At 53.2% G+C, this 19,357-nt stretch carries 14 protein-coding genes; 5 read left to right on the top strand and 9 right to left on the bottom strand.

Going from position 1 to position 19,357, the window contains the following annotated elements:
* Positions 1 to 350 precede the first annotated feature (350 nt).
* The 3 genes from ACQ4M4_RS06370 to ACQ4M4_RS06360 all read right to left on the bottom strand — a co-directional run bounded on the left by ACQ4M4_RS06370 (position 351) and on the right by ACQ4M4_RS06360 (position 4,218).
* Positions 351 to 1,940, bottom strand: a complete 1,590-nt coding sequence (locus tag ACQ4M4_RS06370) for an Hsp70 family protein (RefSeq protein ID WP_430683639.1) — start codon at positions 1,938 to 1,940, stop codon at positions 351 to 353.
* Positions 1,941 to 2,097: 157 nt separating this feature from the next.
* On the bottom strand, positions 2,098 to 3,120 hold the full coding sequence (locus tag ACQ4M4_RS06365; RefSeq protein WP_430683638.1) for an EI24 domain-containing protein: 1,023 nt from the start codon (positions 3,118 to 3,120) through the stop codon (positions 2,098 to 2,100).
* Positions 3,121 to 3,240: 120 nt separating this feature from the next.
* Entirely contained in the window at positions 3,241 to 4,218 is a 978-nt protein-coding gene (locus ACQ4M4_RS06360) for an alpha/beta fold hydrolase (RefSeq protein ID WP_430683637.1), read from the bottom strand.
* A gap of 273 nt (positions 4,219 to 4,491) precedes the next feature.
* On the opposite strand from ACQ4M4_RS06360, the gene ACQ4M4_RS06355 reads away from it, so the two are divergent.
* Positions 4,492 to 6,612, top strand: coding sequence for a protein kinase domain-containing protein (locus tag ACQ4M4_RS06355; protein ID WP_430683636.1), 2,121 nt, complete (start codon positions 4,492 to 4,494; stop codon positions 6,610 to 6,612).
* Positions 6,613 to 6,796: 184 nt separating this feature from the next.
* Here the strand turns inward: ACQ4M4_RS06355 and ACQ4M4_RS06350 are convergent, their stop codons facing one another.
* Entirely contained in the window at positions 6,797 to 8,551 is a 1,755-nt protein-coding gene (locus ACQ4M4_RS06350) for a DUF3352 domain-containing protein (RefSeq protein ID WP_430683635.1), read from the bottom strand.
* 475 nt (positions 8,552 to 9,026) lie between these two features.
* Here ACQ4M4_RS06350 and ACQ4M4_RS06345 point away from each other — a divergent pair, with 475 nt between their 5' ends.
* The 4 genes from ACQ4M4_RS06345 (at position 9,027) to ACQ4M4_RS06330 (ending at position 14,577) form a co-directional block, all read left to right on the top strand.
* A complete protein-coding gene (locus ACQ4M4_RS06345) occupies positions 9,027 to 10,073 on the top strand; it encodes a FecCD family ABC transporter permease (RefSeq protein ID WP_430683634.1) in 1,047 nt (348 codons plus the stop codon).
* Positions 10,070 to 10,918, top strand: coding sequence for an ABC transporter ATP-binding protein (locus tag ACQ4M4_RS06340; protein WP_430683633.1), 849 nt, complete (start codon positions 10,070 to 10,072; stop codon positions 10,916 to 10,918). The genes ACQ4M4_RS06345 and ACQ4M4_RS06340 overlap by 4 nt, the downstream gene beginning before the upstream one ends.
* 139 nt (positions 10,919 to 11,057) lie before the next feature.
* Positions 11,058 to 13,583: a TonB-dependent hemoglobin/transferrin/lactoferrin family receptor gene (locus tag ACQ4M4_RS06335; RefSeq protein WP_430683632.1), complete on the top strand. Its 2,526-nt coding sequence runs from the start codon at positions 11,058 to 11,060 to the stop codon at positions 13,581 to 13,583.
* Between the two features lie 46 nt (positions 13,584 to 13,629).
* A complete protein-coding gene (locus tag ACQ4M4_RS06330; protein ID WP_430683631.1) occupies positions 13,630 to 14,577 on the top strand; it encodes an ABC transporter substrate-binding protein in 948 nt (315 codons plus the stop codon).
* A gap of 270 nt (positions 14,578 to 14,847) precedes the next feature.
* On the opposite strand, the gene ACQ4M4_RS06325 is transcribed toward ACQ4M4_RS06330, so the two are convergent.
* The 5 genes from ACQ4M4_RS06325 to ACQ4M4_RS06305 form a co-directional block, all read right to left on the bottom strand.
* On the bottom strand, positions 14,848 to 15,720 hold the full coding sequence (locus tag ACQ4M4_RS06325) for an NAD(P)-dependent oxidoreductase (protein WP_430683630.1): 873 nt from the start codon (positions 15,718 to 15,720) through the stop codon (positions 14,848 to 14,850).
* Complete coding sequence (locus ACQ4M4_RS06320; RefSeq protein ID WP_430683629.1) at positions 15,717 to 15,977, bottom strand: ParB N-terminal domain-containing protein; 261 nt, start codon at positions 15,975 to 15,977, stop codon at positions 15,717 to 15,719. Before ACQ4M4_RS06320 ends, ACQ4M4_RS06325 begins: the two co-directional genes overlap by 4 nt.
* A 74-nt stretch (positions 15,978 to 16,051) precedes the next feature.
* A complete protein-coding gene (locus ACQ4M4_RS06315; protein WP_430683628.1) occupies positions 16,052 to 16,417 on the bottom strand; it encodes a resolvase in 366 nt (121 codons plus the stop codon).
* Between the two features lie 201 nt (positions 16,418 to 16,618).
* On the bottom strand, positions 16,619 to 17,914 hold the full coding sequence (locus ACQ4M4_RS06310; RefSeq protein WP_430683627.1) for a YcbK family protein: 1,296 nt from the start codon (positions 17,912 to 17,914) through the stop codon (positions 16,619 to 16,621).
* Positions 17,915 to 18,617: 703 nt separating this feature from the next.
* Positions 18,618 to 18,890: a GlsB/YeaQ/YmgE family stress response membrane protein gene (locus ACQ4M4_RS06305; RefSeq protein WP_430683626.1), complete on the bottom strand. Its 273-nt coding sequence runs from the start codon at positions 18,888 to 18,890 to the stop codon at positions 18,618 to 18,620.
* Positions 18,891 to 19,357: the final 467 nt, after the last annotated feature.

Here is a 19,357-nt window from a genome sequence, read left to right as displayed (position 1 = left end):
ATGTTTCTATTTTTTTATTGCAGCTAGAGCCATAAATCAGCCTGACGAGCAGCCATGTAGCGCTTAACCTCTTTCAAAAGAGGCTTGTTAACGTTGGCTTCAGTTCAAGGCTTTTTGGGCTTGCGTGCCGCTCAACCCTTACAGACTTACGCAGTTAAATGATGTTTGAGGCGCTTAGCGCCTCAAACATCATTTAACCCCCTTGGTTTTTCGTACGAAGTGCGTAAGTCCTATCTTAGAAAAGCCCATTTTCCCATGGGTACTGCCGACGCAAAAATGGGCTTTTTGGCTGATTAGACCGAATGTTTGTTACGGCTGGAATCAGGCTATCAGGTGATGTCGAGATGGGGTTAGCTGAGTTGCACAACGGGCTGGTTTTCAACAAGGGTATCCCCGGTCAAAATGTCGTCTACGGTAATGCGCAAAAACCGATCGCCATCGACGAGAAACTGGACTTTAATGCGATCGCTTCCGGGCTTGCCAAGCGGGTTGAGTTTGGCGATACTGCGTCCTTCATCGCGATCGTTGAGCGGCTTAACTGTGGGTTGCCCTGAGCTGATGCTTCGGGTGATTAAGCGATCGCCCTCAAAGTACACTTCGGTACGGCTCGTTTCTACACCCAGTTCGCCAATCACCAGTTCAATACTAGGCTGATCTTCCAGGGAAGCCCCCAGAATCAGATCGACGGGCTTTTCCATGGGATAGGGTTGGCCCGCGTTAATGATGGGATGCCAGCTGTGGCAATTGTCGCGCCGATTCCAATACCGTATGCCGTAGCTGTGATAGAGGTAGTCTTTAACTTCCACGCCCTGACCAATTTGCAAAGCACCGTGGGCGATCGCCTCGAAGGGTTGGTGCGATCGCACCTTCTCCTCGGCAAAGTGTTGGCGAATCCACTGCTGCACCGCTGGAATTTGGGACGTACCGCCCACCAGCAGCACGGCATCAATATCCTCTGGTTCCAAGCCTTGCCGCCGTGCCTGTTGCAATACCTGGGTCAACGATTCATCTAACCGACTGAAGAATTGGTGCTCTTGCAGCAAAGACTGAAAGCGATCGCGATCCAACTGCAATTCGTAGCTGTCCAATGTTTCATCATCGAAATAGGCTTCAGTTGCTGATTCGCGCTGCGATAGTTGGATTTTCAACCGCTCTGCCAGACGCAGCGTGAGTGGCGAAGCTGCCAAACCCTGCGTTTGCCCAAAATAATCCACCAGCCAGTTATCGATATCTGAGCCACCGAGGGTTTGGCCTGCTTTGGCCAACACTTTGGCGACTTTGGGCCGCTGGGCCGATTCCTTGAGCGTTTTTTGGCCCCACTTGAGCAAAAAGCCCACGGGCTTGGCCCCAGAGGCGCTGGCTTCTAACTGCACGAGCGACAAGTCCAGCGTGCCGCCGCCAAAGTCCACCACGAGTATGGTGCGACCGGGCTCTAGGCCATAGCCCAGCGCTGCTGCTGTTGGTTCATCCAGCAACCGCACCTGCTCAATGTTGAGGGTGTCGCACACTTGGGACAGCCACAGGCGATAGGCTTCAAAACTATCGACTGGAACGGTAATGGTTAGGGCGTTGCAAGACGGATCTTGCTGCTGCAAGGCTTGAATCACCGTTTGCAAAAACCACTGTCCAGCATCTTCAAAACCGACCGTGCGGCCATCGAGTTCGGGCAAAAAGCCGCTCACCTCGGTGCCAATGCCGCGCTTAAAGTTGCGAAAGAAGCGGGAATCTTGACTGAGATCGAGGCCGCGATCGCGCACCGTTTGCCCGGCGATGACGTGGGGTGCGATCGCATCTTGCACGTACAGCAAGCTAGGCACCAGCGGCGGATTTTGTGCCTGAGTCAGCGATAAACCTTGTAGAGAAATCGTTTCGGGCTGTTGCGTCGCAGCGTTCCAGCGACAGATGACGGTGTTGCTTGTGCCAAAATCAATCGCGTACATCAAACCAATCGTTGCAAACTCAACCAGTCTTCTCACCAGTCTTTCACATCTCGCCACTGGGACGACATCTCAATCTAAAATCTCAATCCAAATTGTTTTGTTGACCCTGCCAAGGCTCTGGGTTTGTCATTGAACTAGCTCGATGCAAAGCCTGAGCTTAATCTGGGCGATCGCCTCCTTCTGGCAGTTTTGGGGCATCGGTTGCGCTTGAGATGAACGACATATCTGGATACACCCAGTCGCAGAAAAACAGCGTTCCCGCTGCAACGCAAATGGGAATCGCTACGAGATTGATTAGGGGAATGCTAACCAGTGCCAAACAGGCCAACCCAAAGCTGGCACTGGCGGGTAACGTTTTAGCAATGACCGTGAGCTTGTCGCGAAAGCGCAGCCGTCGCCGTTCGAGTGCCCCATCCAAAAAGTCCATGCACACCAGGGTGGCCGCTGTGGCAATGCTAATGGGCGTGGCGATCGCCGTACCAATTCCCACAACCAGGTTCAACAGCAGCATCGGCAGACCAATGCCAATTCCCAGGGCTAGCTTTTTCAACTCATAGGCGATCGCCCGACGAATATCCTGAGCTACTCCCACCTCAATGATGGTGACTTGCCCCGTTTGCAATTGCTCTAGCTCTTCCGACAGCTTGCCGTACCAGGGTGCACCCAGCAGCACGCCAAACTGCAACAGCACAAACCCCAACACAATCAGCAATAGCAGCGTCAGCACAGCCCGAATCAGCCAGATGAGCGCGATCGCCAGCCAGTTGGGAATTTGCGACAACCAATCGGGCAGTGTTGGACGGGGCAACGCCCAAGTGTCAGGCCAGCGCGGCACCCAATTGGGCAGCGTGATGTGCCACTGCGGCAACGTCACATTCCAATGCGGGAGCCAGCCGGGAGCGTGGGTCATCCAGTCGGGAAATTGCAGATCGGGTATATGAATGGCCCAGTGGGGCGTTTCGGTCAGCCAGTTGGGAATGTCGGCGGCGATCGCATTGACCAGACTCAGCCCCCAGTACAACAGCCCCAGGTACAGCGTAAAGCCCAGCACCACATTCACCAGCATGGGAATGAACACGTACTTGCGCAGTCGCGGGTGCTGAATCAACACGCCGATGGCCCGCAGTGGGTAAATGATTCCCGCAAAGATCCCCAACGGTAGCCGCATCAATGACTTCACGCCGTTTGCTCCTTCCACACTTCAGCTAAATTGTAGGCGGCAGGATTGGAATTCGTGTTGGGAATTTGTATCGGGATTTGGCAGGGTGGCGATCGCCCAGCCCCGTGTTGATTTTCAGTATTAAATTTCAGTGTTGAAATCCAGCGTGGCAATCCAGCTCAAAACTTTCTGGTTGACCCGGTCGGCGCATTCATCGTACAGGCAATGACCCGCGTTGGGCAGCGTCACGAGCGTGACTTTGGGATTCAGCCGAGGAAAATCTTTGCCCTGGGCCAGGGGCACAATTTTGTCTTGCTCGCCCCACAGCAACAGGATGGAACACTGAATTTGCGGCAAGAGCGATCGCACTGCTGGCGTGTAGGTGGTACTGGTGCGCGCCTTGGCCAAGCGGTAAAACACCCGCGACGATCCCTTATCCAAAATGGGAGCTATAAAGCTATCCACTAGCTCATCGGTGACAAAGCTACGATCGTGGTAGGCCGCACTGCGCAGCACAGAGCCAATGAGTTTGGGACTGCGAAATAGCGCAAACACGGGGCCAAGAATCAGCGGGGTGGCAAACAAGCCCTCCACACCCAGTGCCAGTTTCATCATGCGACCCGAGAGCATTTCCTGGCGGGCGGGCGGCAGGGTCAGCAAGGTCAGCCCCTGCACCATGTCGGGATATTTGGCGGCGGCAGCTAGTGCCACCACCGCCCCCAACGAGTGCCCCACCACAATCATGGGTGTGCGAATGAGCGATCGCCAAAATTCATACACTTGCTCTACCCACAGGTTTGTCTCGTAGGCGGCGGGCGCTTTTTCTGATGCGCCAAATCCCAATAAATCCATGGCGTACACGGTGTGATGCTGGCTCAGCGGCTTGAGGTTAGCCTGCCACTGGCTCAGTGATGCCCCAAACCCATGCAAAAACAGCACGGGATACGAACCCGCTTCCAGTCCTTGAGCCGGACGCAAAAAGGTGTAGCGCACTCGCCATCCCCGCCAGTTCCAGTCACGCTGAAACCCCAGGTGCGATCGCCCTGGCGCATGCCCAATCATGTTTCCACCCGTTTCGGTCATTATCTCAACCATTGCAAGACCAGACTCTTCATCCATTATGCTCAACCACTCGCCATGAGTTCGCGCCTCTTTTCGGCAAGCTCCACGACTCAGCAACGCTCCACTACTAAGGAGTGTAACGAGGCTGACGTGCGATCGCGATCCTGCACAACCCCAGTCACATCCCACCTGGAGCAGCTTTGTTCCGATGAAGGGCGAAGGGTATGCCTCGCTCTTTTCAGGGAAGGAGTATGCTGATAGATGCGAGGCATCCAATCCCTCTAAAGAGGGAAATGCCGTCGATTTCTCAGGGAACTACCTACTGCTTCTATGAGCCTCTGCATCAATCCCAATTGTGAACAACCCGATCACGCTGGAAACGATGGCAGCCGCTTTTGTCAAAGCTGTGGCTCGGATTTGGTGCTGCAAGATCGCTATCGGGTGATGCGCCTGCTCAACAACAAGAGTGGCTTTGGCCAAGTGTACGAAGCCTACGAGCGCAGCAGCCCCAAAGTGTTGAAAGTGCTGAAGGATGCCCATAATCAAAATCCCAAAGCAATTCAACTATTTGAGCAAGAAGCCTGGGTACTCAGCCATTTGCATGCCTCGGGAGTGCCCTACGTCGAGGCCGATGGCTACTTCAAGTTTTATCCTCGCAATGCTGCCGAACCATTGCATTGCCTGGTGATGGAAAAAATTGACGGCCCCAACCTCAAAGAATGGATGCGGCAGCAGGGAAACCATCCCATTAGCGAAAAGCAAGCGCTGAAGTGGCTAGAACAAGTCGCCAATGTCCTGCATTTAGTACATCAGCAAAATTATTTTCATCGCGATATCAAGCCCGAAAACATCATGTTGCGATCGAACGGGCAGCTGGTGCTGGTGGACTTTGGGGCTGTGCGGGAAATGACCTACACCTATCTGGCTCAGCTGGGTGGCTCGGCAGGCGTGACGCGCATTAGCTCGGCGGGCTACACCCCACCCGAACAGGAAAAAGGGCAAGCCGTTCCCCAATCCGATTTTTATGCGTTGGGGTGGACGTTCATCTTTTTGCTAACGGGGCGACAGCCGACCGATCCCGACGTGTATGACTCGCTGAATGATGAGTTTCATTGGCGGCAGTTGGCGCTTCATGTTTCACCCGAGCTAGCAGATTTCATCGATCGTCTGATCGCTCCCAAAGCCTCCCAGCGGCCCAAAAATACCCAGGAAATTTTGACCACGCTGGAGCAAATCAAGCAGAGCATTTATCCCATTCCCTCGACGGTGCCTGGAGTGTCGCCGGCCACCACTGAGGAGAGGTCGGTGCCGAGTCATCGCAGTCAGCAAGGCCACACCAACCGCCAAGTTAGCCGTGCGCAAACGAACGGTGGCGTGCAAACGATTCAGCAATTGCTTACCTATCCCGAGCCGCAGCACACGGTGCCCCAGGGCAACCTGGGCTGGGGCGATCGCCGATTGTGGGCAGGTTTAGCAGCCGGGTTTGTGGCCTTGGCGGGTTGGGGCGGTTGGCAGCTCTACACCCGACAAACGCCAGACGTGGTCGCTCCTCAGCCTGTGCAGGAAGAACCCTTGACGCTGGCTGCAGAGCTGAAAGGGCATACGGGCTTTGTCAACCACATCATCTTTACCCCCGATGGGCAAACGGTGATTAGCGCTGGGGCCGACAACACGATTTTGGTATGGAATCGGCAAACGGGGGAGGCGCTGCGCATCCTCAAAGGCCATACAAGCTACGTCAATGCGCTAGTGCTGAACGGCAACGGGCAACTGTTGGCCAGTGCTGGAGCCGATAACCGCATTTTGGTGTGGGAAATGGCGACGGGCCGATTGCTGCACACGTTGGAGGGGCATACCAGTCCGGTGAATGCGGTGGCGATTAGCCCCAATGGGCTGCTGGTGAGCGGTAGTGCAGATGGCACGGTGCGCGTTTGGAACATTGCTACGGGCGAGGCTGTACGCACGCTGACGGGCTACAACGGGTTTATTAATGCGATCGCCCTCAACCCGGTGTCTAGAACGGTTGCCGCCGCAGGCACCGCCGAAGACATCCTGGTGTGGAACCACGATACGGGCGAACTGGTTCGCACCTATTCGGGGCATACTGGCCCCTTAAATGCGGTTATTTACTCTCCCGATGGGGCTGGGCTGATTGCGGCTGGCACGGATAAGCTCATTCGCATTTGGAATGTGGCCGATGGAGCCATCCAGCAAACGCTGAGCGGCCATAAGGGGTTTATTAATGGGCTAGCCGTCAGGGGTGATGGGCAACTCCTGCTCAGCAGCGATTCCCACGGTCGGCTGATGGAGTGGGACCTGAACCGGGGAGAAGCGATCAAGATTTTCACTGGGCAGGGTGTACCGCTGGATCACTTTACGGTGCGATCGGACTGGCGAATGATTGCTACAGGCCGAGGCTTCAACGATGTTCGCCTTTGGAATTTACCCTAGCCCTAATGGGCGACTGCTATTGCTTGTATTTGGGTTGTGCTTCTTATTTTCTTATTTAACGTTAGTTCGGGTTAAGGGCTTTTTCAAAGGTCGCGCGTCGCGCGACCTTTGAAAAAGCCCATTTTTGCGTGGGCATTGCCCACGCAAAAATGGGCTTTCCAGCTTATTCCGAATTCACGTTGGTTTAGGATGCGTTGCCTCGACGCTGCATGAGAATGCGAATATCGAAGTGGGTGGTGCGATCGCTGCGGATAGCGGCAGTCACCCCAATGCGACGCATGGCTTCCCAAAGGGCATCGGCTTCGGGTGGCAGTTGGGGCAGCGGCAGCGCATCGCCCGAGGCCCGCAACCGCTCCAGATCGACAAAAAATTGACCATTATTAGCTTGTAGGTCGGGCGATCGCGTCGTTTCTACCAGCTCGCTACTAGCAAGTGGTGTTTGGGGAGTGGGCAGCAGCGTATTCACCATCGACGCCCCCAAAGCCAAAAAGGCTGTACGCTGATTGAGCCAACCGTGAGTCACCGACAGTGAGCCAAACGGCGATACCCAATTCACCACGGGCTGGCCACTTACCTCTGCTGCACTGACCTGATAGCGGTAGCGATTGCCCATGGTGTCATCCAATCGCTTGAGCGTGTTTTCGGCATTGGCGCGATCGCTCGACTCGACCGCAACCACAAACCCGGTCTGTGCTTCGGGAGTTCCGGCATTCACTGGCACCAGCGCGATCGCAAACTCTCCATCCATCCAGCTCAGCAGGTCTTGATTGAGGTTAAGGCCCGTGGTGGCCAGCAGTCCCTCTTGCAGCGTATTGGGATTGAATGGATTGCGCGGATTGACCACCGGGAGCTGGCTGTAACTTTCCCAAAATTCCTTTAAATTGCCACCCGCTGCCACCATGAGCGTATCGCTAGGCAAGAGCGACAGCAACTCCCCTGCCCGATTTGCGACCGAATAGCGATAGTCGGAATCCACAGGGAGCCAGCCCATACCCCGAATGCGCAATCCCTCTGGCTCTAGGGCAATATTCAACGCCACACCCTGATTGCGCTGAATGGGGCTCAATCCCAACAGTGGGGCAGGCTGGGCAGAATTTTCGCTCACAAGCTGCTTGACCTGTGGGCCATTGAGATAAATTCGCGCGACCGATTGGCTGGTGGCAATGTCGCGAAATGCTTCGCGGTAGGTTGGCACCTGCTCTAACGGAGGCGCCCCCCGATAGTGGTCGATCACTTGATCGATGGCCTGCGATTCTGTAGCCAGCACCACGTACCGATCTTCAATGACCGCTGCGGCAGTGGTGCGATCGCCCACGCCTGTAAATTCGCGCACCTCAATGCCCTTGTACTCCCGGGTTTGGGGTGGGGAATTGCCTGGGGCGATCTGGGCCAAACGTTGCTGGGCTTGCTCAACATCGGCAATGGGTAACACCATCACCATGGGCCTTTGCGCATTTAAGGCCAAAAAATTATCTGTAGGGGCTGTTTCTTCTGTAGGGGCTGCATCGTCCTCGGCGTCCGGAGTTTCGGCAGTGGGGGGCGGCGTTGGAGCCTCTACCGCTGCATCGTCGGGTAATGGCAGCATCGCCAGGGTCATCTCCGAGCCAACCCATGGCGCAATCGTTTGCTGATAGTCCACGCCATTTTGAGTAAAGAAGCGATCGCGCCACCGCGCGACTTGTGCCTCAAGCTGAGCCCGCGATGCGGGGGTACCCAGAGCGCGCAACCGCCGCCACTGTGTCGTATCGGTCGCTACGGAGACCGCCATCACCACATCCTGTGGCAGTACATCGGCTCCGGGCGGCATCTTCACATCGCCAACGCCCTGCCGATCGGATAACAAATAGCCAATAAATCCGCCTGCAATGAGCGCGATCGCTGCTCCACCTACTACCACAGCAATGAATCTTCTGTTTTGCTGTTTGCGCCGCTTTTTCATACCTGTGGCCTGCTGTGTCACGCTATCGAAGGCTATCTTAACGTGACGCGAGTTCGACCGACTGCGATCCCTTCACTTTGGAGCCGACGGAAATTTAACCTCCCTCATCTCCCTCGTAGTTGAGAGTCAGTATCAATTTAAAGTAATTCTAAATGCTCTTCTTGCAAATATATCTCAATAAGTTATAAAATCTCACTTGAATTCAGTTGCCCATTTCAAGCTCGAATTCAAGATTGATTCAAGCCGTTTGAGTTGGGATACGAGTTTTTACATGGCATGGGTCAGTTGCTTTCTAGGACTGACCTGCTGATGTTGCGTTTGGAGTGTTGCTCTTAGGCGCAACCTACCTGCTCCATATTGAGTGGGTCTATTGGCCTGCGGAAACCCTGGGGTTTTCTAGGTATTGGTACACCAATGATCGAGTATTGAGTACTTCTCTTGAGAGGGGGCTCTCATTTCCTATGGAAATTGATTTATGACCATCACCCGTTCATTCACGTTGAAGTCTTTTTGGCGATCGCTCTCCATCACCCATAACGTTCGCATTACCCTTCTGCTAACGGTGTTGATGGTGTGTACCGCTGCGATCGCTCTCATCTATGGTTCTGTTCCGCTTAGCCTCACCGAAATATGGCAAGCGCTATGGCGACAGGGCAGCAGCATCAATCAAACAATCATTTGGGATCTACGTCTTCCTCGCATTGCGATCGCAATGACGGTGGGTGCGGCATTAGGGATGTCGGGCGCACTGCTGCAAGGCCTACTCCGCAACAGTTTGGCGTCTCCTTTTTTACTGGGAATTTCGGCTGGAGCGGGCTTGGTGGTCGTGGTGCTGGTTGCCTTTGGGGTGTTGTTGCCCTGGGTGCCTGCCGCTGCATGGCTTGGGGCCGTGCTTACTACGGTTTTCGTGTACCTGCTGGCGCGCACCCCAACCGGAATTGCGGTAGAGCGGCTCATTTTGGCCGGCGTTGCGGTGAATTCGCTGTTTGGGGCGTTGCAGACGGTGCTGTTGCTGCTGTCGGATGATGGGCGAATTCAGCAGGCACTCAACTGGCTGATTGGTAGCTTTAACGGACGAACCTGGGCGGAATTGGGAGTTGTGTTTCCCTACATGGCTTTGGCCTTGGTGGTGGGTGGGTTGCTGTCTCGCCAAATGAACTTGCTGAGCTTGGGAGATGATTTGGCCGTGGGGCTAGGGGTGTCGCTGGGGCGATCGCGCCTGTTGATTGGCAGTTGTGCCACGCTGCTGGCTGCCTGTGCCGTCAGCATTAGCGGGTTGATTGGATTTGTAGGACTGGTGGTGCCTCATGGGGTGCGCCTTTTGGTGGGTACCGATCATCGTTGGGTGCTGCCGCTATCGGCCCTGGGTGGAGCCTGGGTGCTCACGCTTGCAGATTTAATGTCTCGGTTGGGCAGTGTGGAATTGCCGGTGGGTGCGGTAACAGCCCTGCTGGGTGCGCCGATGTTCATTTGGCTACTGTACCGCCGCAAGGAAAATCAATCGCTAGGAGGGATGGGATGAGCGCCCACAATACCTCCGTTTCTCACCCGAGCTGGCAAACCGCAGCGATGTCAGTTGAGCCTGTGGTTAACCCATCCCTGGCGGCGCAGCAGGTTACGGGCGGCTACAGCAGTTTGCCGATTGTTCAGGATGTTGACCTGTCACTCGAGGCTGGTGAGTGGTTGAGTTTGGTCGGGGCCAACGGCTCGGGCAAATCTACTCTGCTCAAGCTCATGAGCCGTATTTTGCCGCTGCAATCGGGGGCTGTTTGGCTAGACGGGGCTGCAATTCATTCTCAGCCGCCCCAGTTCGTTGCTCGCCGCATGGCGCTGTTGCCCCAGCATCATCCCTTGCCAGAGGGGCTTACAGTACGACAGCTGGTAAGTTTGGGGCGATCGCCCCATCAGGCGTGGTGGCAGCTTGAGCCCAGTGCAGAAGATTGGCAGCAGATCGATGCGGCAATCGCCAAAACTCAATTAGAAACGCTGAGCGATCGCCCAGTCCACCAGCTCTCTGGCGGCGAAAGGCAGCGAGCCTTTTTGGCGCTAGCGTTGGCCCAAAATCCTACGGTACTGCTGCTGGATGAGCCAACCACCTACCTGGATATTCACTACCAGCTGCAACTTTTGGACTTGCTGCGTCAGCTAAACCAGCAGGGACTTTCCATCATTACTGTGCTCCATGATGTGAATTTGGCGGCGCGGTACAGCGATCGCATTGCTCTGCTGAAGCGCGGCACGCTGTGGGCGGTAGGTACGCCAGAGCAAGTGCTCACCCCTGGCCATCTCAGTCAGGTTTTTGGAGTGCAGGTGTGTGTGTTGCATACCCCTGTAGGTTTGCAAATTTGTCCAATCGCACCGTGCTGACTTAGCCGTAAAAAAGCGTTTTGGCGATGGTTGCGATCGCTTCATGCGCCAATCTTCAAGTTTGTTCTGCTTCTCACATCTGCTTGTCTTTTTTACTGATTTCACACGCATTCACGCTTTCATTGTTCTTACCATTCATATGAACTATTGTTTTACGATTTCTAGTTTCCTGTTGAGCTTCACCGCTATTCTTGTTGCTGTTCCTGGCGGTGCTGTATCTTCCGAGGGGCGATCGCCCTCGAAAGCATTCTCTGACGCTGCCTCAAGCCCATTATTGACCTCAGGCGATACGGCATCCGTTGCTGCATCAACCTTGGCATCTCGCGATAGCTCACCCGAATTTGTGGTTCATCCAGCATCGACTCCGATGAACGAAACACAAGTAACTGAAGCACAAATAAATGAAGCACAAATTCCTCGCCTGAGCCAGATCGAGCCAAGCGAGACCAGGAGCGACACTCTCGCTCAAGTTTTCCTCGACCCAACTGAAGCCGAAGGTGAAGCCGAAGACGATGGTCGCTTGCGAATTACCATTACTGGAACTCGAACCCCCCGCAAGTTGCAAGATGCTCCTGCCAACATTACCGTCATTACCCGGCAGAATCTGGATCGCAACTTAGTGCAAGATATTCGCGATATAGTGCGCTATGAGCCAGGGGTAGTTGTGCGCAACAACAGCCGCTATGGATTGCAAGATTTCAACATTCGCGGGTTGGATGGCAATCGGGTTTTGCTGCAAGTGGATGGAATTCGACTGCCAACTCGGTTTGAGTTTGGCCCCTTTGCCTTAGGGCGCGATTATGTCGATACCGAAATTCTCAACAGTCTTGAGATTATTCGAGGGCCAGCTTCGGCGCTTTATGGCAGTGATGCTCTGGGTGGAGTGGTGAGCTACTTTAGCCTACAACCCAATGTTTTATTGAATGCGGTGGGTCAAGACAGTTTTCGCAGTGCGGCTCTCAATTTTGATTCTGCAAACCAGGGCTTGTTTGGGACGGGTTTGTTTGCCAATCGATTTGGTAATTTGAGCCTACTGTTGGGCTATACCCGACGGGGCAGCAGCGAAGGGCGTGTGGCAGGCGATGATACGTTTGTGGATGAGGAAGATGGCCGTCGCGATAATTTTATCGGTGGGCTGACATACGAGTTTGATGAGTTTAGTACGCTGGGCTTTACCGGAGAGGTCTTCCGCGATCGCCAGGATATCAGCACGGCTCGTGCGAACTTGGCTCCCGATGTCTTTTTCGAGGATGTTGACCTGAATACTCGTCGCGATCGCCTCAGCCTGTCCTATACCTACGACAACGAGCTTAATCCTTCTTTCTTACAATTTGGCCGATTGCAGCTTTATTATCAAAATTCTCAGCAGGAAGAGTTGCGCCGTCGCGAGTTTTCCTATGGGGTAACCAGTGGTCGGCAGTTTCCCATTGGAACTCCCACCCGCCGGGATGATGATTACGACTTTACCGATCGCGTCTTTGGTGCTAACCTTCAGCTTCGCAGCGACTTTGCCTTAGGCAATCTAGACAACCGCCTCACTTACGGCGTGGATATTTCCACCACACGCAACGAACGACCACGCGATCGCACTGAAACCAACCTGCTCACGGGCGATCGCACCCAAATTTCGTCTACGGATACCTTCCCCATCGAAGACTTTCCACCTTCCGATACCTTTCGGCTTGGGCTGTATGTTCAAAACGAAATCGAACTATCGGGTGGCCAGTTCAGCCTCATTCCCGGACTGCGGTTTGATGTATACGATCTTTCAACCGAGGCCAGCGACATCTTTACCCGCAACGGTGCCGAGGCCGCGAACTATAACAGTTCGGCGCTCTCTCCGAGCCTTGCGCTGCTGTACCGCCCCACCTCGGAAATTACGTTTGTGGGCCGCTATGCACGAGGATTTCGGGCACCGCTCTACAGCGAGATCAACAGTGGTTTTAGCAATACCAGCAGCCCCTTTTTCAAATACCGCACAATTTCCAATCCTGACCTGGAAGCCGAAACCAGCAACACGTTTGAGTTGGGCATGCGGGGAAACTTTGATCGGTTGAGTTTTGGTCTTACAGGCTTCTACAGCCGCTACAACAACTTTATTGAGCAGTTTGTGGATGCAGGCACCCAATTTCTGAATCCTGCCCCGCCGTTTGGCACACCCATTGTCAACGTATTTCAGACCCAAAACGTAGCCAGCGCCCAAATCTACGGGCTGGAATTTGGTGGCGAGTACCGCTTTAGCCCCGGCCCAGATGGATTTCGCTTGCGCTCGGCCCTAGCCTGGACGCGAGGAGATAACTTGACGGATGATGTGCCGTTGGAGTCGGTTAGTCCGTTTCAGCTGGTGGCTGGGTTAGGCTACCGCGCTCCGCAAGATCGGTGGGGGACCGAACTTGTTGCTCGCTTTGTCGGCAACCCGCGAGTTGAACGCGCCGCCAACACTGCCGGACAGCAACCCTTTATTCCCAACAGCTACACTGTGGTGGATGTGCTGGGATATGTGAGCTTGTCTCCGAATGTGTCGCTCAATCTGGGTGTTTTCAACTTGTTTAACACCGAGTACTACGAATATGCCGATGTGCGCGGATTTGTGGATCGGCCCGATATTGGTCGGTTTTCTCAACCGGGCACCACGTTTCGCGGGGGGCTGAGCTGGCGTTTTTAAGGTGCTTTCGTTTCATCCACGTATATCCTTTGCATTTCCCATTCCTATGACGAACCTATCTTCTTTCGCATCCCTCGTGGTGAGCCTGGGCTGTGTTGCGATCGCCCTCAATGCCTGTGTACAACCTTCCTCCGATTCATCATCTGCCCTATCTCAAACTGATTCTGCAATGGTGCAATCTCCAACGGTGCAATCTCCGGTCTCTTCTCCAGTGGAGTCTCGGGAGGCGGTAACGCGGGTTGTGGCGCTGTCTTCCCTGTCGGCAGATATTCTGCACCGACTAGATAGTTCTGTGCTGGTGGGGATTTCCGGTAGCAGCCTGTTTGCCAACGATGCTCGCTTTGCTGAGTTGCCGACGGTCTCATCAGGCCGCACCCCTCCCAATTTGGAGGCGATCGTTGCATTAGAACCTGATTTGGTGGTTGGGGTGAGCGGCTTTCATGACCAGGCTCTGCAAGCCCTCGAAGACATGGGAATCGATACCCTAACTACCAATGTGAATAGCTGGGACGGACTGATTGAGTTAACCGAGACCCTGGCACGTGCGATCGCGGCTGATCCGTCTTCCCTGCTTGAATACTATGCCAGCCTCCTTCCTCCAGCCTCACACCAACAGGGTTCTACGCTTGTGCTGGTGAGCCAACAACCGATTCTGTCGCCCAATCAAACGAGTTGGGCAGGCGACTTGTTGCAACGGTTTAACGCCAACAACCTGGCTTCAGAGCTACAGGGATCTGGTCCATTTAGCGGCTATGTCACTCTATCACCCGAAAAAGTGCTAGAGGCGAACCCCGATCGGCTGATTCTGGTTGATCCCGAAGACTCCAACCTGGAGCAACTCAAGGCACAACCCTTTTGGAATCAGCTCAAAGCTGTTCAAAATGACCAGGTACACACGTTGAACTACTATGGGTTGGTGAATCCAGGCAGCATTGAGGCGATCGAGCAAGCTTGTCGCCAATTACAGCAACTCTTGGACATTCCCTCATCGTAGACCTCCTGCACGAATGGCTTTTTGAAGGATGAATTATTGCGTGCACTGCCGCGCAATAATTCGTGCAGGAGGTCTGGTCTAGCGATCGCCAGCTCAGCGACTTGTGTTTAACGTCAGTTCGGTTAAGGTTCTTTCTGAGGTTTGCGCAATGCACAAACCTCAGAAAACCATTGTTATGTACGCGTCGCGCACGCAACAATGGACGCTTTAGCTTATTCAACTCAGCAACATGGGCAGCCCCAGCTCAGATGAGGCTGCCGTTTCTGGGCACTAGTTTTTCTGGTCTTCTTGGGCTGGAATTGCCGCCGATAGAGCTGAGTAATCTTCTTCGGCCAATCCCTGGGCGCAAGCTAGCTCTAGCAAATGTTGCACCCCTTCCAAACTTTCAGTGTGCAGCCCAAGGTCATGTGCTTCTCGCAAAAACAGCCGAGTATCCTTCAGCAAATGCTTGGTGGGGAAATTGGGATTGGCAAAATTTTGCTCCACCATGCGAGCCAGCTTTTTATCAAACGTTGGAGCATAGAGGGCACTCTGCCGCAGGACTTGCATAAATTGTTCGGTCGGCACTTCCTGCTGCTGGACAAAATGCAGACTTGTTGCAAAGGCGGTTGTGAGGGAGGCGATCAGTTGGTTCAGCGCTAGCTTGAGACCAGCCGCACTGCCGACAGCCCCAATATGCATGGGCTGGCCCAAGTGCTTGAGTAAGGGTGCCCACTGTTCGTATTGATCTGGTGTGCTGCCTACCATAATTTGCCGCGTCCCAGATTTGACCTCGGGAATGCTGCCCAAGACGGGGGCTTCCAAAAAGTCGCCGCCTGCCTGGGCGATCGCCGCTGCTAGGGTTCGGCTTTCACTGGGAGCAATGGTTCCCATTTGAATGATGGTGCGATCGCACAAGTGACGCTGGGCCGTTTCTGACACCACCACCTCGTGGATGGTAGGGGCATCGCTCAGCATCAAAATGACGACCTGACATCGCAGCAATAGCTCCTCCACCGAGTCTGCTAGCTCAGCCCCTACTGCTTGCAGAGGCTGTAGCTTCTCGACGGTGCGGTTGTACAGCACCAGCGGTATATTTGCTGCCAACAGCCGCTCCGCCATCGGCAGTCCCATCAACCCTGTTCCAATTAAGCCAATTTTCATGCTAGGTGCATCTTCAAAACGGAACTTGGAGCACGGCGCACACGACAGCGAATCGTTTCCGCGCCGAGCTTGGTCATCGCCTCATATCGATGACACCCCGAAAACCCATAATACTGGCCATTAACCTCTAGCACATCAATGGGCTCTTGCTGACCAATCTCTTGAATCGACTCCATGAGATAAGCAACTTTTTGCTGATCATTCTGCCGAAACAACGGGCGTTTGATTTGATCCAAGGGAATATCAATTTCGCGCATAGAAGCTTCACCACTTGTAAGAACGTCTTTCAGAACTTCTTAAAGTGTACTCATAATGAGTATGAGTTGCAAGCCTATTCTTTAGGGTGAGAGTCCACATGCTGCTCCAACAAGCTGCGGATGGCTTGAAGCTCGCCCAAAATGGCGCGCAACACCTCCTGAGTGGCTGTTTCAGCCGCTTCCCGTACCTCAATCTTGACTTGCTTAATGCCCAATACCTCGCGGGCAAATCGAGCCACTTCGTTGGGATGGAACATCAGCGGATCGTCTTTGCCCTGGCGCAATTCTGGGTTCAGCAGTTTGGGGTCGTAGGGAGGGTTCAGCAAGTCAGGATCGGTGTTGGAATATCGATAGACAGAGGCCCGAGACCGATTGAGCACTTTTTGCACGGCTTCAATTGTCATCAGCCCCTGAGGGTTTGCAGATACTTCAATCTCCATAGCAAGCCTAATAGGGATGAGAAATCGGTGAAAAAACGCCGATAGAGTGCGAGCAAATCCACACCCCACCGATGTTTCAAGTATGAATGAGAGTGCTTGAAACCTGTTGGAGAGAGGTATTTCGATGCTGCTACTGTTGGGTCGCACGAACGAAGCGTGTGCCATCTCACAGCGAGTTAAGGATGACCAAATTGGGTCAGTTTAGAAGCCCCAATAGCGTCGAGGGCCAATGTCTAAATGCACCACATTGGGCATGTTGCTATAGATACCAATGCCCCCATTCCACCAGGGAAAGACGGCGTTGGCTACGGCTCGTCCGCTTAGACCCGATACTTGTATGTCTGCGGCTTTGCCGTACAGGTGCTGGCTACGCGATGCGCCCCCAACAGATGCATTCACATCGGGCGGACGATACCAAGAATTGATCCGAAATGGCCGGCCAATTTGGTTGCGGGCTTTTTGCAGCTCGCGGGCTAGGGTAATAATGTCGCGGGCGATCGTTGCATTGGCGGGAATACGAGATCCGTCTTTGGTTGCTTCACCCCAGGTAAAGTTGCCACCCGAAATAATGGGTTGCCCGCTGGCTACGGTTCCCACCCCTGGTACCGTAAATCGATTGCCAGGAAACGTTGGCGGGGGGGGTGGCGGAGGGGGCGAATTGGTAGGATACACAACCCGGCTATTGACCTCGACTTGGGCATGTTGGTCATACACGTACCAAGTGTTGAAGCCGTTGATTTCGTCTTTCGGATATTTCAATGCGAAACGAATGTGACCGTTGAAGGGGCCAGAGGCATCGGCGTAAGCATATCCTTGAATGATCCAGCTTGAGCCTCGTTCGACAGCGAATCTTTCGTTGGGGGCGAGCTGCGACGATTGTACGGGTCGTCGTTTGAACAGGGTGTTTTGGGTGATGCGCACTACAAAGTCACTCGGTTCAATTTTGGGATACACGACATCGCCATCGAACTCAACGAAGGCATGGTATTTGTAAACGAACCATGTGCTTAAGCCTTGTACAAAGTCACTTTCGTTGAGGATGGCGAACTTGATGTGATCGCTGAAGTCTCCTGCTGCGTCGGAGTAAGCGTAAGACTGAAGTGTAAAGCGTTGTCCTTTAGAAACGGGGGCAACTTCGCTCGGTGGTAGGGCAGAAGACTGGAGGGGCCGTCGCTTGAGTAGGGTGCCAACGGCGATGTTAAGAACTGGACGAGACTCTTGATCTTCGTGGGGGTAAACGACGACACCATCAAATTCGACCTGAGCATCGGCACTGTGGATGAACCAAGTGTTGAACCCTTGAATGCTTTGTTTGGCCAGCGCAAATTTAATGTGTCCGTTGAAGTCGCCATCTGCATTGGCATAGGCATAGGACTGAATCTCGTAGGTTGCTCCAGCCTTGACGCTGAACCGTTCGTTTGGTTGGAGTTGGGTAGCTGGCTCGGCACGCAGTTTAAAGATAGTGTCGCGGTTGATTCGTAAGATGCGCTGGACCATGAACTCTACTCTTTTTCTACGATGGGTCGATGCAAGGCGGTGTGATGGAACAAAGGCTGTGGAATGCCTTTTTTCTTATACACCAGATGCGCGAGTTCGGTGAGGTTATTTAACGTTACATGAGTTCAGCGATACACTTTCTCGTTTTGTTGTTGAGCCGGAATGTTGGGCTGAGCGATAGAAAGGTGTTTTGAGCAGGGTGGGGTGAAAGAAGAGGGGTTGACGTTTTGCTCTTTTGCGCGCTTGGCTAGCTAAAGAGTCCTGACTGATTTTTGGTGAAACTTGTGCCTGTTGTTTAGAGTTTCAAGGGGTTTTGAATGATGGGTTTGGGTTTTGCCTACAACCTTCTACGCAACAGCTTTATTTTTGGCTGAATGAGTTGATGGATGGCTATAGCCAACGATTGGAGAGAATAAATAAAATTGAGGGCGATCGCTCTACGTTCTCCAACCACTCCGCAGTTTTTGTTGTTTTCGTTATCTTTTGGCAACTATAAAATAAGGAGATTTAAACATAAATTTGAGGATCCTGTAAACTTTTCATGCTTACAAAATCCTCAAGAGGTTCGCTATAGATTTAGGTATCTAGCCACGCTCTTAAAACAGCGTTGTTAAATCCACCGCTATTAAAGCGACTTTCCTAATCTGCAAAGCGTGATCTAAAAGTCAAAAGAGCTAAATAGTTTGTAGACCTACCCGTGAACCTACACGGTACGACGGGTCAACAAGCTCCAGATCCACACAGCAATAATTGCACCTAGCACGGCAACGATAACGCCAGGAATGCTAAGTCCGGCAGCAGTTAGCTGCAAGGACCCTGTGGTCAAGAGAGTGACTAGGCTACCTCCCACAAATGCACCGATGATACCTAATATGATGGTGCCAAAAATACCGCCGCCCTGACGTCCAGGAATGATTGCTTTGGCGATCGCACCAGCTAACAGACCCAAAATAATCCAAGCAATAATATTAGTCATTACGTTCAAATCCTCAAACTCATCATCACTGTTCAAAATTTATCAGCTGCACTCGAAAGATTTATCTACCAGAGGAAATAACAGCGGATATCTTTAGGAATAGCTTGAACTTGCGGATGCAGCATGGCATTGAGCTTACTTCTAAAGATACTTTCGTTTGAAAAATAAATCTTCTTTGAGTAGACTTTCTTCACGTTTGCCAAACCGATGACGCAGGACTCATTTATTGGTTTGGTTCATCGATGTAACGTGTATGAATCAAGGTTTCAATCTATTCATTGAGAGCTGATAAGAGCTTGAGCATTTTGTGTAGGCTCTCAAGAACGTGAGTTATGGATAAGCTGAAGTGCCCATTTTTGCGTGCGCGTTGCGCACGCAAAAATGGGCTTTTCTGAGGTTTTCGCGCCGCGAAAACCTCAGAAAAGCCCTTAACCGAAACTGACGTTCAAGAGTTTGGGTGATGGGTT

The organism is Leptolyngbya sp. AN02str, from assembly GCF_050565595.1.
Lineage (GTDB): Bacteria > Cyanobacteriota > Cyanobacteriia > Elainellales > Elainellaceae > Kaiparowitsia.
The sequence above is the reverse complement of the archived record's forward strand: the minus strand, read 5'-3'. Positions and strand labels throughout refer to the sequence as shown.

Bases quoted from the DNA above. Each gene is read 5' to 3' on its own strand.
- ACQ4M4_RS06370 (WP_430683639.1), bottom strand. From the start codon at position 1,940: ATGTACGCGATTGATTTTGGCACAAGCAACACCGTCATCTGTCGCTGG.
- ACQ4M4_RS06335 (WP_430683632.1), top strand. From the start codon at position 11,058: ATGAACTATTGTTTTACGATTTCTAGTTTCCTGTTGAGCTTCACCGCT.
- ACQ4M4_RS06345 (WP_430683634.1), top strand. From the start codon at position 9,027: ATGACCATCACCCGTTCATTCACGTTGAAGTCTTTTTGGCGATCGCTC.
- ACQ4M4_RS06320 (WP_430683629.1), bottom strand. From the start codon at position 15,977: ATGCGCGAAATTGATATTCCCTTGGATCAAATCAAACGCCCGTTGTTT.
- ACQ4M4_RS06360 (WP_430683637.1), bottom strand. From the start codon at position 4,218: ATGGATGAAGAGTCTGGTCTTGCAATGGTTGAGATAATGACCGAAACG.
- ACQ4M4_RS06355 (WP_430683636.1), top strand. From the start codon at position 4,492: ATGAGCCTCTGCATCAATCCCAATTGTGAACAACCCGATCACGCTGGA.
- ACQ4M4_RS06340 (WP_430683633.1), top strand. From the start codon at position 10,070: ATGAGCGCCCACAATACCTCCGTTTCTCACCCGAGCTGGCAAACCGCA.
- ACQ4M4_RS06310 (WP_430683627.1), bottom strand. From the start codon at position 17,914: ATGGTCCAGCGCATCTTACGAATCAACCGCGACACTATCTTTAAACTG.
- ACQ4M4_RS06325 (WP_430683630.1), bottom strand. From the start codon at position 15,720: ATGAAAATTGGCTTAATTGGAACAGGGTTGATGGGACTGCCGATGGCG.
- ACQ4M4_RS06315 (WP_430683628.1), bottom strand. From the start codon at position 16,417: ATGGAGATTGAAGTATCTGCAAACCCTCAGGGGCTGATGACAATTGAA.
- ACQ4M4_RS06305 (WP_430683626.1), bottom strand. From the start codon at position 18,890: ATGACTAATATTATTGCTTGGATTATTTTGGGTCTGTTAGCTGGTGCG.
- ACQ4M4_RS06350 (WP_430683635.1), bottom strand. From the start codon at position 8,551: ATGAAAAAGCGGCGCAAACAGCAAAACAGAAGATTCATTGCTGTGGTA.
- ACQ4M4_RS06330 (WP_430683631.1), top strand. From the start codon at position 13,630: ATGACGAACCTATCTTCTTTCGCATCCCTCGTGGTGAGCCTGGGCTGT.